Source organism: Staphylococcus sp. HMSC077D08 (assembly GCF_001837945.1).
GTDB lineage: Bacteria > Bacillota > Bacilli > Staphylococcales > Staphylococcaceae > Staphylococcus > Staphylococcus epidermidis.
Window position 1 is genome coordinate 178,048 of sequence record NZ_KV834762.1, and the last position, 18,012, is coordinate 196,059.

Genomic DNA, 18,012 nt, shown 5'->3' on the forward strand with positions numbered 1-18,012 from the left:
AATGAAACATACGTTTAATATAGTAATTTTTAGCATGTACTACTCAAGCCTCATGTGATTTTTACTTACATACATCATAATTAAAAATATTCGAATACATACAAGATGAAAATTCCTCAATAACTTGTTAATGATTAAGTATAAATATAACCATGAATTTATATTTTGTATAACTCAATATGAACGTATAAGGATGTGATACCATGAATGATCATCAAAAAAATCATGCAACATCTCAAGATGATAATACAAAGTCAACACCGTCTAAAAATAGCAAGCAAATAAAAATTAAATTATGGCATTTCATACTCATTATTTTGGGCATTATTCTTTTAACATCTATCATAACTGTAGTATCAACGATTTTAATTAGCCATCAAAAAAGTGGTTTAAATAAAGAACAACGTGCAAATTTAAAAAAAATTGAATATGTCTATCAAACACTTAATAAAGATTATTACAAAAAGCAAAGTTCTGATAAATTAACTCAATCTGCCATAAATGGTATGGTTAAAGAACTGAAAGATCCATATTCAGAATATATGACTGCTGAAGAAACAAAACAATTTAATGAAGGTGTATCAGGTGATTTCGTTGGCATAGGTGCCGAAATGCAAAAGAAAAATGAACAGATAAGTGTTACTAGTCCAATGAAGGATTCACCAGCAGAAAAAGCTGGTATTCAACCTAAAGATATCGTCACACAAGTGAATCATCATTCGGTAGTCGGTAAACCACTTGATCAAGTTGTTAAAATGGTCAGAGGTAAAAAAGGAACATATGTTACTTTAACTATAAAACGTGGTTCGCAAGAAAAGGATATTAAGATTAAACGCGATACCATTCACGTTAAGAGTGTAGAGTATGAGAAAAAGGACAATGTAGGCGTTTTAACAATCAATAAATTCCAGAGCAATACTTCTGGTGAACTCAAATCTGCAATCATCAAAGCGCATAAGCAAGGCGTCCGTCATATCATTTTAGATTTGAGAAATAATCCGGGTGGTTTATTAGATGAAGCAGTCAAGATGGCAAACATCTTTATTGATAAGGGAAATACAGTCGTTCAATTGGAAAAAGGTAAGGATAAGGAAGAATTAAAAACTTCTAATCAAGCACTAAAACAAGCAAAAGATATGAAAGTATCCATCTTAGTTAATGAGGGATCAGCTAGTGCTTCAGAAGTGTTTACAGGTGCTATGAAAGACTATCATAAAGCTAAAGTTTATGGTTCTAAAACATTTGGTAAGGGTATCGTTCAGACCACTCGTGAATTCAGTGATGGTTCATTAATTAAATATACAGAGATGAAATGGCTAACGCCTGATGGCCATTATATACATGGTAAAGGAATTAGACCAGATGTTAGTATCTCAACACCAAAATACCAATCACTCAATGTCATTCCAGATAACAAAACTTATCATCAGGGTGAAAAAGATAAAAATGTTAAAACGATGAAAATAGGTCTAAAAGCTTTAGGTTATCAAATTGATAATGAAACAAACATATTTGACGAACAATTAGAATCCGCTATTAAAACATTTCAACAAGACAATAATTTAAAAGTTAATGGCAATTTTGATAAAAAAACAAATGATAAATTTACTGAAAAACTTGTTGAAAAAGCGAATAAAAAAGATACTGTTTTAAACGATTTACTAAACAAACTAAAATAAACTTGCGAGAAAACCATTAAACGAAAAGAACGCATTCAACTCTTTAAGTGTAATATCATTCTTAAAGAGTTGGATTTCTTAAATTTAATAACCATTCACGTTTGAATTAAGAGCCTGAGACATATAGTATATGTACAGGCTCTTAATCATATCTGATAATTCTGATTAGTTGGAAATACAACTTTTATAAAAGTTATTCCTATTAAGGTATGGTCCCAATCATTTCTTAACATTTTCAGATTTTCGTTAATTGATTGAGTCTTGAAAGTATCAATATGATTTAAATTTATTGTTACTACTCGTTAAAATTTAAAAAAAGAGGTGTTTTAGTAAGATGATTAGATTAGCAACTAAAGATGATTTACTTAGTATTACTCAATTAGTCAAAGAGGCTAAACAGATTATGGAAGAATTCAACAACAACCAATGGGATGATGAATATCCCGCGAAAGAGCATTTTGAAGAAGACATCGAAAATAAAACACTATACGTTTTAGACGTTGATCATACAATTTATGGTTTTATTGTTATCGACCAAAACCAATCGGAGTGGTATGATGACATTGATTGGCCTGTTAATCGAAATGGAGCATACGTTATTCACAGATTAGCTGGATCAAAACAATATAAAGGTGCTGCGACTGAACTTTTCCAATTTGCCATGGACTTAGCAAATGAACATGATATTCATGTCATTTTAACGGATACATTTGCCCTCAATAAACCTGCTCAAGGATTATTTGAAAAGTTTGGTTTTACTAAAGTTGATGAGATAGAGATAGATTATCATCCTTTTGATAGAGGGGCACCTTTTTATGCTTATTATAAAAACATATAAGAATAGAGGTTGTAATTATGACAAAAATTGCATATACAGGTGGAGGAACAGTAGGACATGTTTCAGTGAATTTAAGTTTAATTCCTACTTCGATTGAAAAAGGACACGAAGCATTTTATATTGGTTCAAAACATGGTATTGAAAGAGAAATGATAGAGTCACAACTCCCTAATATTCAATATTATCCAATATCAAGCGGTAAATTACGTCGTTATCTATCCTTTGAAAATGCAAAAGATGTCTTTAAAGTTTTGAAAGGAATTTTAGATGCACGTAAAATACTTAAAAAACAAAAACCAGACTTACTCTTTTCAAAAGGTGGTTTTGTTAGTGTTCCGGTAGTTATAGCCGCACGTTCTTTAAAAATTCCAACTATCATACACGAATCAGATTTAACTCCTGGATTAGCTAATAAAATTTCTTTAAAATTTGCTAAGAAAATATACACAACCTTTGAAGATACACTTGCATATCTTCCAAAAGATAAAGCTGATTTTGTTGGAGCTACTGTACGTGAGGACTTAAAACAAGGGAATAAAGAAAGAGGTTATCAACTCACTAATTTTGATAAAAACAAAAAAGTGTTATTGGTCATGGGTGGAAGTTTAGGTAGTAAAAAACTTAATAATATCATTCGTCAAAATATTGAGGCACTTCTCCATGATTATCAAATTATACACTTAACTGGAAAAGGGCTTGTTGATGACTCAATTAATAAAAAAGGTTATGTTCAATTTGAATTTGTTAAAGACGACTTAACTGATTTATTAGCAATCACTGATACTGTTATAAGTCGCGCAGGTTCTAACGCAATTTATGAATTTTTAACGCTGCGAATACCGATGCTACTCATCCCCTTAGGACTTGATCAATCAAGAGGAGATCAAATTGATAATGCTAAAAACTTTGAATCTAAGGGTTATGGTCGTCATATTCCTGAAGATCAACTTACAGAAGTTAACTTATTGCAAGAATTAAATGATATTGAATTACATCGTGAATCTATTATTAAACAAATGGAAACATATCAAGAGAGTTACACGAAAGAAGATTTATTTGATAAAATTATTCATGATGCATTAAACAAGTAGGGGGCACCTATAATGAATCGATGGAAACGCATTTCATTGCTGATTGTTTTTACACTTATTTTTGGTATAATAGCTTTTTTTCATGAGTCAAGGCTTGGAAAATGGATAGATAACGAAGTATATGAATTTATTTATTCATCTGAAAGTTTCATTACCACATCTATTATGTTAGGTGCAACAAAAATTGGTGAAGTTTGGGCAATGGTTGCGCTATCCTTATTATTAGTTGCTTACCTTATGCTAAAACGTTTCAAGATTGAGACATTATTCTTTGTAATAGTAATGAGCTTATCTAGTACACTCAATCCACTATTAAAGAATATCTTTGATAGGGAACGTCCAACATTATTGCGTTTAATTGACATTTCCGGCTTTAGTTTTCCAAGTGGTCATGCTATGGGCTCAACTTCATTCTTTGGAAGCGCTATATATGTAATAAACCGTCATGATTCGGGTATCTCTAAAGGCGTGTTAATCGGTTTATGCGCACTTTTCATTTTATTAATATCAACTTCTAGAGTATACCTAGGCGTTCATTACCCTACAGATATTATTGCCGGCATTATTGGTGGTGCCTTCTGCATTGTTTTATCAACGTTAATATTGAAAAAACAACTCGCTGTATAAAGAAGCGCGGTTGGAATTTTAAATTAAATAGGTATTGACCAAACCACTGAAATGATTGTGAGTAAACAATGATTTTAGTGGTTTATTTAGTATATTCAAATCGGCGTTTTTAAATAAATATTGTTTGTAAGCTCAATGTTAATAATATTTATCTTATATTAATTTCTTTGTTTTCATTTTTGTTAATAAAAGACTTAAAATGTTGTCTTATAAATGTTTTAAGTCTTTTGTTTTTTGAAAAATTACAAACAAAAAATTTTGATTTACGAAAACTTAAATTTGAAAAAAGTTTACTTTAATAGCGATTACTTATACTGAACTTGTGATTAAATCTTCAAAGGAGCAAAGACATGATACAAATCAAGGATTTAAACAAAGTTTACGACAATGGTAGTCACGCAGTTAAAGATTTCAATCTAGATATTGAGGACAATGAATTTGTAGTATTTGTAGGACCTTCGGGATGTGGGAAATCAACAACGTTACGTATAATTGCAGGACTTGAAGATGTGAGCAAAGGGACAATTAGTATCAACGATCAAGTAATCAATGATTTACAACCTAAAGATCGTAAGATTGCTATGGTCTTTCAAAACTATGCATTATATCCACATATGACAGTTTATAAAAATTTAGCTTTCGGCTTAAAAATGCGAGGAATCAAGAAGAAAATTTATGACGAAAAAATTCAACATGCAGCTCAAATATTAGAAATTGAAAACCTCCTCGATCGTAAACCTAAAGCCTTATCTGGAGGACAACGTCAACGTGTGGCACTTGGTCGAGCTATCGTTAGAGAAGCTCAAATCTTTCTCATGGATGAACCACTTTCTAATTTAGATGCTAAATTACGAAGTAACATGAGAAGCGAAATTATAAAAATACATAAACAAATGAAAGCAACAACGATTTACGTGACACACGACCAAACTGAAGCTATGACAATGGCATCACGTATCGTCATATTAAAACAAGGCGAAATACAACAAATTGGTACGCCTGAAGAAATTTATCGTCATCCTGTCAATGAATTTGTTGCCACTTTCATTGGTAGCCCATCAATGAATATGGTTCCAATGACCTACAACATGGATGCTTGGTACTTCGATGGACAAAAAGTGGCTGATGCTACATTACTTCAACTTGCATCGCATGCACAATACAGACTTGGTATACGACCTGAAGACTTACATCTTGTTAATGATAACGAAATAAGTAATTATCCAATCCAACTTTCTCAATTCACTGTAGACTTAGTTGAGTTAACTGGTTCATACAAATTACTTCACTGTCATCACAATGAGCATAAAATCATAGCAGCTGTAGATAGTAATTTGGATTTTGAATTAGGACAAACAGTTTCCTTCGGTATAAAAACGGAAGATGCACACTTTTTCGATTCTGATTCAGGCGAAAGAGTACAAGAGGAGGTTTTATCATGAGTAAAAACAAAAAACAAAGCCTTCAATCCGCTCATCAAAAACCTTTGTTAAAAAGAATGTGGGAACACAAAGTACTTTACTTAATGATTTTACCTTGTTTACTCTTTTTCTTGATTTTCAACTATATTCCAATGACAAGTCTTGTTCTGGCATTCAAAGATTTCCGCTTCGATACTGGTATCATCGGCGGTGATTGGAAAGGGCTATACTATTTTAAACGCTTTTTCTCTGACCCTCGCTGTATTCAAATTATTATGAATACGCTAATTATAAGTGGCATGAAATTGATTTTAGCTCTACCATTTCCAATTATTTTAGCCATTATGTTTAACGAAATTAAAGATTCTAAATTAGGTAAGATTAGAGGTTTATTTCAAGGCGTACTTTACATCCCTCACTTTTTATCTTGGGTTGTAGTTATCGGTATTTTCAAGAAATTACTCGCTCCAGATGATGGACTTATGAATCAACTGATCCATCAATTTGGTGGCGACGGGTCGACTTACTTTATGATGAACCCTGAGTATTTTCACACCATCATGTTTTCTAGTTATATATGGAAGAATGTAGGCTGGGATTCCATTATTTATTTTGCAGCAATTATGAGTATTAATCCTGAAATTTATGAATCAGCTACGATTGATGGCGCGAATCGTTTCAAACAAATTATACATATTACCTTACCTATGTTAACGCCAACAATTGTTATCTTATTCATCATTTCTCTAGGCGATATTTTAAAAGCAGGGTTCGATCAAATTTACCTACTCAAAACACCAGGTAACGCTAACGTTTCAGAAATACTGGATACATTTGTGATTCGTACTGGTATTGAGCAAGGCGATTTCAGTTACGCAATTGCGATTAGTCTATTACAGGGTGTGATAGGACTTATCGCTGTCGTCATTATTAATAAATTCGCAGATAAGAAACTGGATACATCACTATATTAAGGAGAATGTACATGTTTAGAAAGTCTATGCTCATCTTAATAATTGCAGTCATTTTGTTCGTAACAGCATGTAGCAAAGATAAAACGCAAGATGAAGCGAAAAGAGAAGCAGATGCTAAAGGTAAACCAGATACATGGATTGCAGATAGAAAACTTAAAGGACTTGTGTTTCAAAGTGATAACGATGCCTCCCCTAAAATGAATAAAGAAGTCGCTCAAGAACTTAAGAAAAAGACTGGCATCACGTTAGAACTTCAAACCGTTTCTAATGAAGATTCCACAGAAGCATTAACTTCAGGACTCGCTTCAGGAGATTTACCCGACTTCATCGTTTATTACTTAGACGATAGTGGACGACCTGAAATGAAAGTACTAAATAAAGCAGCGAAACAAGGTCGACTCACAGACTTAACGAAAATGCTTAAAAACACAAAAATTTATAGTAAGTATTTCAAAAAAGGATATTTACCAAAAGATACGAAAGATAACATCATGTTTAATAAAGAACAAGATGGAACGTACCTTGTACATATGGGGATTAACCGTCATCCAGGACAAGAAGAACGTCGCACTGTAGGTGGTCCTTATGTCAGAAAAGATATCATGGATAAACTTCATATCGACCCTGCTTCTATCAAGACGTCCAAAGATGTAGAAAAACTTGCTGAAAAGATGAAAGAACACCACTTCAAAGATGATAATGGTAAAGAAATCACACCTATTGGCCCAACAGCATGGGGCGGTGACGATCGTACTAGATTCTATAATGACCTTGTGTGGAATGGTCAGTCTGATGAGAAATTTTTAAATAAAGGTAAGAAAATTATACATGAATCACAAACCGAATATCCACTTAAACGTGTACATTACGTTAAAGACCTTATGAAGAAAGGCTTAATGACAAAAGAGTTCTATACAATGGAAGAAAATAAAGCAAAAGAAGGACTCGTAAATGGCTCATGGGGCATTGTTTCAGATTTACATAACTATGTTACTGAAAATCAAAGTATGAAATACGTTCCACTTGGGCCACTCAATACAGTCAAAGGTAAATTTAGAGTTGAAAAGCCATATAAATCAGGCGCAAACGGTTGGGCTGTACCAAGTACGACTGAACATCCTGAAGACGTCGTTAAACTCGCTGATTTCCTTGCAAGTCGCAAAGGTAAATTACTCGGTCAGTACGGTATTAAAGGACGTGACTATACGTTAGATAAGAAAGGTAACCCTCATGTTAAACCTGAAGTGTTAAAAGAAGTTGAAAATAATCCAGACGAAGCTAAAAAACGTGGTTTTAGAGGTGCGGGTTCTTATTGGGCAGATCATCTTGGTTATACTGATATAGATAATAAAGCTGATTTCGGTGAAACTGAATACGGAGATAATACAAAAACGAAAAAGACGACTCCTGAAAAGATTGCTGATATGTGGCATTATGATGAAAGACAGAAACACGCCAAAATCGTAAACGGACTCACAGTAAAGTCATTCTTATCTAAATATGAATATGGCGAAGATTTAGAAATTGCACTCGATGATTATAGTGACGCTATTAAACGTGCTTATTATTCTCAATCAGACAAGGAAGCGAAACAAATTATTGATAGTGCTAAGCAACGTTTAGAAGAGGCAGGCTTAAATCAATTTGAAAGATACGTTGAAAATCAAAGAGATAAAAAAGGAACTCAAATTATTTATTAAGAGGTGGCAGAGACAATGAAAGTTTCACAAGATAAAAGTGCACTTGTCATTCGTATTATCTCATTAATCATTATTATTGGCTTAGTAATCACGATTATCCTCCCGATGATTAATATCTTTGCCTTAGCATTTAACTCTGGGGTAGATGCTCAAAAAGGTGGCATCACTTTCTACCCGCGTAAATTTTCACTAGATAATTTTAAGGAGATATTTAAACAAGGCACGTTATTAAATGCATTATTTATTAGTATCGCAAAGACAGTCATAGGAACGATACTAAGCGTCATATTAACAGCTATGGCTGCATACGTTCTAACAATCAAAAGTTTACCGTTTCGAAGAATCATCTCATTCTTCCTAGTCTTTACGATGTTATTCAGTGTCGGTGTTGTACCACTTTATATCCTATTAAATCAACTTCATTTAACTGATACATTCTGGGTATACATTTTACCGTCACTTTATAGCGTTTATAACATTTTAATTATGCGTACATTCTTCAATCAATTACCTAGTAGTGTGATTGAAGCCGCTAGAGTAGATGGTTGTAATGACTTTCAAATCTTTTGGAAAATTGTCTTACCCATGAGTAAACCCGTGGTGGCATCAATTACATTATTTAACGCCGTGAGTCAGTGGAATGATTGGTTTACAGGTGCATTCTTCGTACGTAATCCAAACCTCAAACCGTTAGCTACTGTTTTACAAGATATGTTAACGAAACAAGCTGCCATTGCAGATGCTTTAAAACAAAAGTCAGGTTCATATGCGATGTTAGACAAGTTGACAATTACAGGGGACTCAATGCAGATGGCAATGATTGTACTATTAACAATTCCAGTATTATTCCTCTTCCCATTTGTTCAGAAGCATTTTGTAAAAGGTATAACTATCGGTTCGACAAAAGAGTAAAGGAGACGAAACAATGACTACAATTCTACAATTAAGCGATTTACATATTGGGCCACACAATGATGAAAAAGATCAAAAAACTTACGATTTAATTCATCATATGATGACACACTATCAACCTGACATCACAGTATTAACAGGTGACCAAATTTGGTCTGAAGGCGTCATTGATTCAGGTCGCGTTTATAAGAAATTAATGGAGTATTTAAATCGATATGATACGCAAATTGCAACGACATTTGGTAATCACGATACAGAGGGGCATCTCAAACGTTCAGACTTACGCGCTATTGAGGACCAATATTCTACCAACTATGTACAGAAAAATCATAGCCTCATTGTTGATGATAAAGAAGCTTATACAATAGAAGTTGTAAACAACGATACAGTCACACATGTGCTTTATGTTATTGATGGAGGAGATTATAATCCATTTGGCATAGGTGATTATGATTTTATAAGACCTGAACATGTGAATTGGCTTAGGGAAACACATCAAGCATATCAAACTCAATTTCAACACAACTTTCAACATAACTTATTATTTACACATATTCCATTACAAGAATATAGAGAAGTTGAGAATATTGGTGAATATCATGGCATTTTCAATGAACCTATTGCGTGCTCAAAAATTAATTCCGGATTATTTAGTCAGATGTTACTAAACGGTGATATTGAAGGTATGTTCTGCGGTCATGACCATGACAATGATTTTACGATTAATTTATATGGGATTCGCCTTAGCTTTGGTCGTGTTGGTGGTTACAATACTTATGGTGATTTACAACGTGGGGCTAGATTAATTGAGTTGCAACCTGACGCTATATATAAATCGAAAGTGTTAGAATTTGATGATCGTTTCTAAAAGAACTTTTCGGTCATTATACATTCCTATTTTAATAGAACAACTTTTCATACTCATCATGGGTCAAGCTGATACATTGATGTTAAACAGCTATAGCACTGATGCCGTTGCTGCTTCGGGAATGATAAGCCAAATACTCATGCTCATCACGTTTCTGATTACAATCATTCATGTGGGTACAAATATACGTATTGTTCACTTGAAGGAACATCAACCTTCAAGTATTTCACAAGAGATTTATCATAATTTGTTATTCAATATCATAGTATCTATCGTATTTACGATTGTGATTGGGATCGCATTCGAACTTATCTTACGACTTTTTCAGGTACCTCAAGATATATTCAAACTGACCTATCAATTTGGAATGATTATATTGAGTGTACTCACTTTAACGACCTGTCACATGTATATTGGTACTGTATTACGTGTCATGAATCATGCATCATCAGCTACACGCATTACTATCATTAGTAATGTGACTAATATCATTTTGAACGGTATCGTACTCTTTATTATTCCAGAATATGTAGGTAACCCTGTATTAGGTGTCGCAGTGGTAACAGCGTTCAGTCGTTTATTGGGATGTACTTTAGCTTTAATTGCGCTGATACAAATTTTCCGTCCATTCAAGCATTACTTCAAGCTGAGCTGGAAGAAAATATATCAGGTTTCGACATTAGGTATCCCAACAGCAGGTGAACAAATTTCTTATAATTTTGCACAGACATTTACAACTGCATTTATTGCGATGTTAGGCACTCAAGTCATCGCTGCGAAATCTGTTTCTACTGTTTTAAGCGGCCTGTCTTTTAGTTGTGCTATGGCATTTAGTGCTGCTAGCCAAATTTATTTAGGAAAATTTATATCCCGTCGACGTTACCGTACTTTAAAGAAAGTTGTTATAAAAAGTATTTGGTTTAATATCACACAATCTTTCATGATTATGACGTGTGTATTTATAGGATTTATAGTGTGTGGACGTTGGATAACACACGACTTACAAACCTATCATTTAATCATTTACTATCTTGTTATACTTTTTGGATTAGAACCGATACGTGCAATTAATAATCTAATTGTAGATTTATTAAACGTGACAGGGGATGTACGTTATCCAGTCACCGTGAGTGTTGTGACCACATGGTTGTTATTATTACCTGGAAGTTATCTATTAGGTATTCATTGGAGATTAGGTTATACAGGAATTATTTTAGTGAGTATTGCTGATGAAGCGCTGAGATTTATCATTATGTATCTTAGATGGCGAAATGATCGTTGGCAAGCACGAATGAAGCAGATTGGAGTATAGATAATTATGTATAAAAGAAATGAACGTTTGAATCTTATTCGTAAACGTGTTGATCAGTACGGACAGGTGGCAGTAAAAGATTTAGCTATATTCTTACAAGTTACGCCTGAAACCGTGAGAAAGGATTTAGAAACCTTAGAAAACGATAAACTGATTACACGTACACATGGAGGTGCGATACAATACAATCATATTAATAAAGAGAAATCATATGCGAATAAGTGGCAGAAACAATCACAAGTAAAAGAGCGTATTGCTAAGAAAGCTGCTTTGCAAATACAGTCTGGAGAAATTATTGTCATCGATGGTGGAACCACAACAGGGCGAATTCCTCAATATCTCAATGATATTACTCAGACCACGATTGTGACGAATTCTCTGAAGATTGCGGATGAATTGAATCGTGCTATAGAGGAGCAACGAATTCAAGCAGAAGTGATTATGCTTGCTGGAAAGACGAATACTGAACAAGATGTTGTGCGCGGGCATATGACGAATGAGTTATTACAACGTTTTAAATTTGATAAAGCTTTTATTTCATGTGGTTCGTTTGATACGAGTGATTGTTATGAATTTGATCTGGAAGAAGCGCATGCAAGTCACATTATGATTCAAAAAAGTCAACTGAGTTATCTCTTAGCGGATAGTAGTAAGCGAGATGCGCATGCGTCGTATCGTATTGATGGGTTTAGCGAAATTGATTATATGATTTCTGATTATGCTAAACCTCAGAATATAGAATATTTTAATCAGAAGCATTGGTTACAGATTTAACTTATAGAAAATGAAGCCTGAGACTTCGTCTTTTTTAAATAAAAGAAGACGCCTCAGGCTTTATTTAATTTTACGAATGGTAACACCTGAGGCTTTGCCCAAGTATAAGTGCCACTAGCAATGAATATTTTTTTCGTTGCAGTGGCACTAAAAAACAGCAGACCTCAAGTGTCAAAGGCCTACTGCTTTTATTGAAACGTCCTATCTTAACGTTAGTCTTTTACGGGCATATAAAAGGGGATAGTTGAAAATGACCAATCCAAAAGAACAACTTGTATGTGGGGGGAATGTTTTTCAATTGGTATTGATAATCATTTTCAATTAACATTATACATGATTGATAATGATTGTCAATTAGAAATATATACATTTTTTCGATTTAATTTAAATATAATGATAATGCTAGAGTGACTTTTTCTAAAGACAGTCTACTTATTCGACTATCTATTAAGGTGGTTCATGGTAAAATGATACTAGTTTCATAACAAATCATTTACAATTTTGAATTACATCTTTAGAAATACGAGTTAATTGTTTAAGATGTAGCGTGAGGTGCAAATATGACAAATATTTTAATCGTAGAAGATGAGCAAAATCTTGCTAGATTTATAGAGCTTGAATTAACTCATGAAAATTATACTGTTGATATAGAGAATGATGGAAAGGCAGGTTTGGACAAAGCATTATCTAAGCCCTATGATTTATATATTTTAGACTTAATGCTTCCAAACATAAATGGTCTAGAAATTTGTAGACAAATTCGTCAAAAAACAACTACTCCCATTATCATCATTACTGCAAAAAGCGAGACATATGATAAAGTAGCTGGGTTGGACTATGGGGCAGATGACTACATTGTAAAACCCTTTGATATAGAAGAATTGCTTGCAAGAATAAGAGCGGTATTGCGCAGACAGCCAGATAAAGATGTTTTAGATATCAATGGTATTATCATTGATAAAGATGCCTTTAAAGTTACTGTTAATGGCCATCAATTAGAATTAACTAAAACAGAATACGATTTACTATATGTTTTAGCTGAAAATCGTAACCACGTCATGCAACGTGAACAAATTCTCAATCACGTATGGGGGTATAATAGTGAAGTAGAAACGAATGTCGTTGATGTTTATATTCGTTATTTACGTAATAAACTCAAACCTTTTAATAAAGAAAAATCCATAGAAACAGTACGTGGCGTAGGGTATGTGATTCGATGATTAAGCGTCAAAAATTAAAATATAAATGGATGCTTATTACGACGCTCATTACCTTCACGACAATATTACTTTTCTGCTTAATTATTATTTTCTTTTTAAAAGATACTTTACGAAGTAGTGAAATTGACGAAGCTGAAAGAAGTTCAAATGATATCGCCAATCTGTTCCATTCAAAATCTTTAAGTGATATATCTGCATTGGATTTAAATGCATCCTTAGAAAATTTTCAAGAAATATTGATTTATGATGATAAGGGTAGAAAGTTAATTCAAACATCAAATGATAATACACTTGCTTATGATAACAAAATTGATTTCAAACATCCTGAACGTATACATATTCATAGAAGCCACGGTATTAATTACTTAGTAATAACTGAACCTATACGTTCGAAGGAATTTTCTGGATACAGTGTATTAGTCCATTCTCTTCAAAATTATGATAATCTCGTTAAATCACTTTATATCGTTGCACTTGCTTTTGGATTAATTGCAACCATTATAACCGCCGGCGTGAGTTATATCTTTTCTTCGCAAATTACTAAACCAATAGTTACAATGTCCAATAAAATGAATCAAATTAGAAGAGATGGTTTTCAAAATAAACTTGAATTAACTACAAATTATGAAGAAACAGACAATTTAATTGATACCTTTAATGAAATGATGTATCAAATAGAAGAATCTTTTAATCAGCAACGTCAATTTGTCGAGGATGCTTCACATGAATTAAGAACGCCACTACAGATTATTCAAGGTCATCTCAATTTAATTCAACGTTGGGGAAAAAAAGATCCAGCAGTTTTGGAGGAATCTTTGAATATTTCAATTGAGGAAGTGAATCGAATAACAAAACTTGTCGAAGAACTACTTTTACTTACCAAAGATAGAGTCAATCATAATGTTTTGGAATGTGAAAATGTAGACATAAATAGCGAGATTCAGTCACGTGTGAAGTCACTGCAACACCTACATCCAGATTATACCTTTGAAACACATCTTGCTACTAAACCTATCCAATTAAAAATTAACCGTCATCAGTTTGAACAACTTTTACTCATATTTATTGATAATGCAATGAAATACGATACTGAACATAAGCACATTAAAATTGTTACTCAACTAAAAAATAAAATGATTATGATTGATATTACTGATCATGGTATGGGTATACCAAAAGCTGACTTAGAATTTATCTTTGATAGATTTTATCGTGTAGATAAATCACGTGCACGTAGTCAGGGAGGCAATGGATTAGGACTATCAATAGCTGAAAAAATTGTACAACTTAACGGTGGTATGATTCAGGTTGAAAGTGAACTACAAAATTACACGACTTTCAAAATCAGTTTTCCAGTACTAAATTAAATAAATAGTATTATTTAAGTAACGAATGATTACAATCAAACAAGGGACAAATAAATTATTACAGGCTTAGATATTAACAATCCTTAAACTAGTACTATAAATGATTAAATCCATTGACACCTATCATTATAAATAAAGATTACGGACATTATACTAAGATGCTGATTAGAATAGCTATATCATGTCATACTAATGAAAGGAACTTCTTCACAAAAGTTCTCTTACTATAGACTTGACAATCTAAACTTGATAGATGGAGATAGCGATCATACGGGAGCGAGACTATGAATTTGGAGTAAATTCTGTCTTGCTCCTATTTTGTATAATAATAGGTAAATGTACTTTAACAATATATGAAATAATGCTATGATAACCATGTAAGCGTTTCATCATTTTTGTGGAGGGTGTTAAATGACTAAGAACAAGAAAGAATTTACAGAGGCTCCTGTAAACTTCGGTGCAAATCTTGGCCTTATGCTAGATTTGTATGATGATTATCTACAAGATCCATCATCCGTACCTGAAGATTTACAAGTCTTGTTCAGTACAATTAAAACAGGTGAAGCTCATATCGAAGCTAAACCTACCACTGATGGGGGTGGTTCACAAGCGGGAGATAGCACAATTAAACGTGTTATGCGCTTAATCGATAATATTCGTCAATACGGACATTTAAAAGCAGATATTTATCCAGTAAATCCTCCAGAGCGTCAAAATGTTCCTAAATTAGAAATCGAAGATTTTGATTTAGATAAAGAAACTTTGGAAAAAATATCATCTGGAATTGTCTCTGAACATTTTAAAGACATTTATGACAATGCCTATGATGCAATTGTTCGTATGGAAAGACGTTACAAAGGACCGATAGCTTTTGAATACACTCACATTAATAATAATAAAGAACGTGTGTGGTTAAAAAGAAGAATTGAAACGCCTTATAAAGCAAGTTTAAACGATAATCAAAAAAAAGAACTTTTCAAAAAACTCGCACACGTAGAAGGTTTTGAAAAATATTTGCACAAAAATTTTGTTGGGGCTAAACGTTTTTCAATTGAAGGTGTCGATACGTTAGTTCCAATGCTTCAACACACAATCACATTAGCAGGTAACGAGGGGATTAAAAACATTCAAATCGGTATGGCTCACCGTGGACGTTTAAATGTATTAACGCATGTCTTGGAAAAACCTTATGAGATGATGATTTCAGAATTTATGCATACAGATCCAATGAAGTTTTTACCAGAAGATGGTAGTTTAGAATTAACTTCAGGTTGGACATCAGATGTGAAGTATCACCTAGGTGGCGTTAAAACGACTAACTCATATGGAATAGAACAACGTATTTCTTTAGCGAATAATCCAAGTCATTTGGAAATCGTTGCACCCGTTGTTGCTGGTAAAACAAGAGCAGCACAAGATAATACACATCAAGTAGGAGGTCCATCTACCGACTTCCATAAAGCAATGCCGATTATTATACATGGTGATGCGGCATATCCAGGTCAAGGTATTAATTTTGAAACGATGAACTTAGGTAGTTTAAAAGGATATTCTACAGGTGGTTCACTTCATATTATTACAAATAATAGAATCGGTTTTACAACTGAACCTTTTGATGGACGTTCAACAACGTACTCTTCCGACGTAGCTAAAGGTTACGATGTTCCAATACTACACGTAAATGCCGATGATGTAGAAGCAACAATTGAAGCTATTGAAATTGCAATGGAGTTCCGTAAAGAATTTCATAAAGATGTAGTTATTGATTTAGTAGGTTATCGTCGTTATGGGCATAATGAAATGGATGAGCCTTCTATTACTAATCCAGTTCCATACCAAAATATTAGAAAACATGATTCAGTTGAAATTTTATATGGTAAAAAGTTAGTTGATGAAGGTATTATTTCTGAAGACGAAATGAATGAAGTCATTGACAGTGTTCAAAAAGAAATGCGAACAGCACATGATAAAATTGATAAAAATGACAAAATGAATAACCCAGATATGGAAAAACCAGAATCACTCCAACTACCTTTACAAAGTGATACGAAAGATTTCTCATTTGATCATTTAAAAGAAATCAATGATGCAATGCTTGATTATCCAAAAGATTTTCATGTACTGAAAAAGCTCAATAAAGTACTTGAAAAACGTAGAGAACCTTTTGAAAAAGAAGGGGGGCTCGTCGATTGGGCTCAAGCAGAGCAACTTGCTTTTGCAACCATATTACAAGATGGAACTTCAATTCGTTTAACAGGTCAAGATAGTGAACGGGGAACATTTAGTCATAGACATGCTGTGCTTCATGATGAAGAAAATGGTAATACATTCACGCCATTGCATCATGTACCTCAACAACAGGCTACTTTTGATATTCATAATTCGCCGCTATCTGAAGCAGCTGTAGTTGGATTTGAGTATGGTTATAACGTCGAAAATAAAGGTAACTTTAACATATGGGAAGCTCAATATGGCGACTTTTCTAATATGTCTCAAATGATGTTTGACAATTTCCTCTCAAGTTCTCGCGCAAAATGGGGTGAGCGTTCAGGTTTAACACTTTTCTTACCACATGCTTTTGAAGGGCAAGGACCAGAGCATTCATCGGCACGCTTAGAAAGATTTCTACAATTAGCCGCTGAAAATAATTCAACTGTAGTTAATCTATCTAGTGCAAGTAATTACTTCCATTTACTACGTGCGCAAGCCGCTAGTTTAGATACATTAGAAATGAGACCATTAATTGTCATGTCACCTAAGAGTCTTTTAAGAAATAAAACAGTAGCTAAACCTATTGATGAGTTTACATCTGGCGGTTTTAAACCTATCATCACAGAAGATATCGAAGAACAAAAAGTCAAAAGAGTGATTTTAGCATCAGGAAAGATGTATATTGACCTAAAAGAATATTTAGCTAAAAATCCTAACGATTCTATTCTTCTCATAGCAGTAGAAAGATTATATCCGTTCCCAGAAGAAGAAATTAAAGAAGTATTAAAATCGTTACCTCATCTTGAAAATGTGTCATGGGTTCAAGAAGAACCTAAAAATCAAGGTGCATGGTTATTTGTGTATCCTTATCTAAAAGCACTTGTTGCTAATAAATATGATTTCACTTATCACGGTAGAATACAAAGAGCTGCACCTGCTGAAGGCGATGGAGAAATTCATAAACTTGTACAAACTAAAATTATTGAAAGTAGCATTAACAATTAACTAGGGGGAAAAA

Annotated in this window: 14 protein-coding genes; all 14 read left to right on the top strand. The window is 33.3% G+C overall.

The window, feature by feature from the left end; all coding sequences use genetic code 11:
- Positions 1-203 precede the first annotated feature (203 nt).
- Positions 204-1,679: a S41 family peptidase gene (locus HMPREF2663_RS05350; RefSeq protein WP_002489972.1), complete on the top strand. Its 1,476-nt coding sequence runs from the start codon at positions 204-206 to the stop codon at positions 1,677-1,679.
- Positions 1,680-2,013: 334 nt separating this feature from the next.
- Positions 2,014-2,517, top strand: a complete 504-nt coding sequence (locus HMPREF2663_RS05355; protein WP_002446437.1) for a GNAT family N-acetyltransferase — start codon at positions 2,014-2,016, stop codon at positions 2,515-2,517.
- 17 nt (positions 2,518-2,534) lie between these two features.
- Positions 2,535-3,608, top strand: a complete 1,074-nt coding sequence (locus HMPREF2663_RS05360) for an undecaprenyldiphospho-muramoylpentapeptide beta-N-acetylglucosaminyltransferase (protein WP_002489966.1) — start codon at positions 2,535-2,537, stop codon at positions 3,606-3,608.
- A 12-nt stretch (positions 3,609-3,620) separates the two neighbouring features.
- Entirely contained in the window at positions 3,621-4,235 is a 615-nt protein-coding gene (locus HMPREF2663_RS05365) for a phosphatase PAP2 family protein (protein WP_002476105.1), read from the top strand.
- A gap of 350 nt (positions 4,236-4,585) precedes the next feature.
- A complete protein-coding gene (locus HMPREF2663_RS05370; RefSeq protein WP_070845928.1) occupies positions 4,586-5,677 on the top strand; it encodes an ABC transporter ATP-binding protein in 1,092 nt (363 codons plus the stop codon).
- Entirely contained in the window at positions 5,674-6,630 is a 957-nt protein-coding gene (locus tag HMPREF2663_RS05375; protein ID WP_002446433.1) for an ABC transporter permease, read from the top strand. The genes HMPREF2663_RS05370 and HMPREF2663_RS05375 overlap by 4 nt, the downstream gene beginning before the upstream one ends.
- A gap of 11 nt (positions 6,631-6,641) precedes the next feature.
- A complete protein-coding gene (locus tag HMPREF2663_RS05380) occupies positions 6,642-8,330 on the top strand; it encodes an extracellular solute-binding protein (RefSeq protein ID WP_070845930.1) in 1,689 nt (562 codons plus the stop codon).
- Between the two features lie 15 nt (positions 8,331-8,345).
- A complete protein-coding gene (locus tag HMPREF2663_RS05385; protein WP_001830948.1) occupies positions 8,346-9,242 on the top strand; it encodes a carbohydrate ABC transporter permease in 897 nt (298 codons plus the stop codon).
- A gap of 13 nt (positions 9,243-9,255) precedes the next feature.
- Positions 9,256-10,110, top strand: coding sequence for a metallophosphoesterase family protein (locus HMPREF2663_RS05390; protein WP_002446430.1), 855 nt, complete (start codon positions 9,256-9,258; stop codon positions 10,108-10,110).
- Complete coding sequence (locus tag HMPREF2663_RS05395) at positions 10,097-11,422, top strand: MATE family efflux transporter (RefSeq protein ID WP_002490011.1); 1,326 nt, start codon at positions 10,097-10,099, stop codon at positions 11,420-11,422. Before HMPREF2663_RS05390 ends, HMPREF2663_RS05395 begins: the two co-directional genes overlap by 14 nt.
- 6 nt (positions 11,423-11,428) lie before the next feature.
- Entirely contained in the window at positions 11,429-12,196 is a 768-nt protein-coding gene (locus tag HMPREF2663_RS05400; RefSeq protein ID WP_002446428.1) for a DeoR/GlpR family DNA-binding transcription regulator, read from the top strand.
- Positions 12,197-12,756: 560 nt separating this feature from the next.
- A complete protein-coding gene (locus tag HMPREF2663_RS05405; RefSeq protein WP_002476128.1) occupies positions 12,757-13,416 on the top strand; it encodes a response regulator transcription factor in 660 nt (219 codons plus the stop codon).
- Positions 13,413-14,783 carry a HAMP domain-containing sensor histidine kinase gene (locus HMPREF2663_RS05410; protein WP_002446426.1) on the top strand — a complete coding sequence of 457 codons (1,371 nt, stop codon included), beginning with the start codon at positions 13,413-13,415 and terminating at the stop codon, positions 14,781-14,783. The genes HMPREF2663_RS05405 and HMPREF2663_RS05410 overlap by 4 nt, the downstream gene beginning before the upstream one ends.
- A gap of 411 nt (positions 14,784-15,194) precedes the next feature.
- Positions 15,195-17,999: a 2-oxoglutarate dehydrogenase E1 component gene (locus HMPREF2663_RS05415; protein ID WP_070845932.1), complete on the top strand. Its 2,805-nt coding sequence runs from the start codon at positions 15,195-15,197 to the stop codon at positions 17,997-17,999.
- Positions 18,000-18,012: the final 13 nt, after the last annotated feature.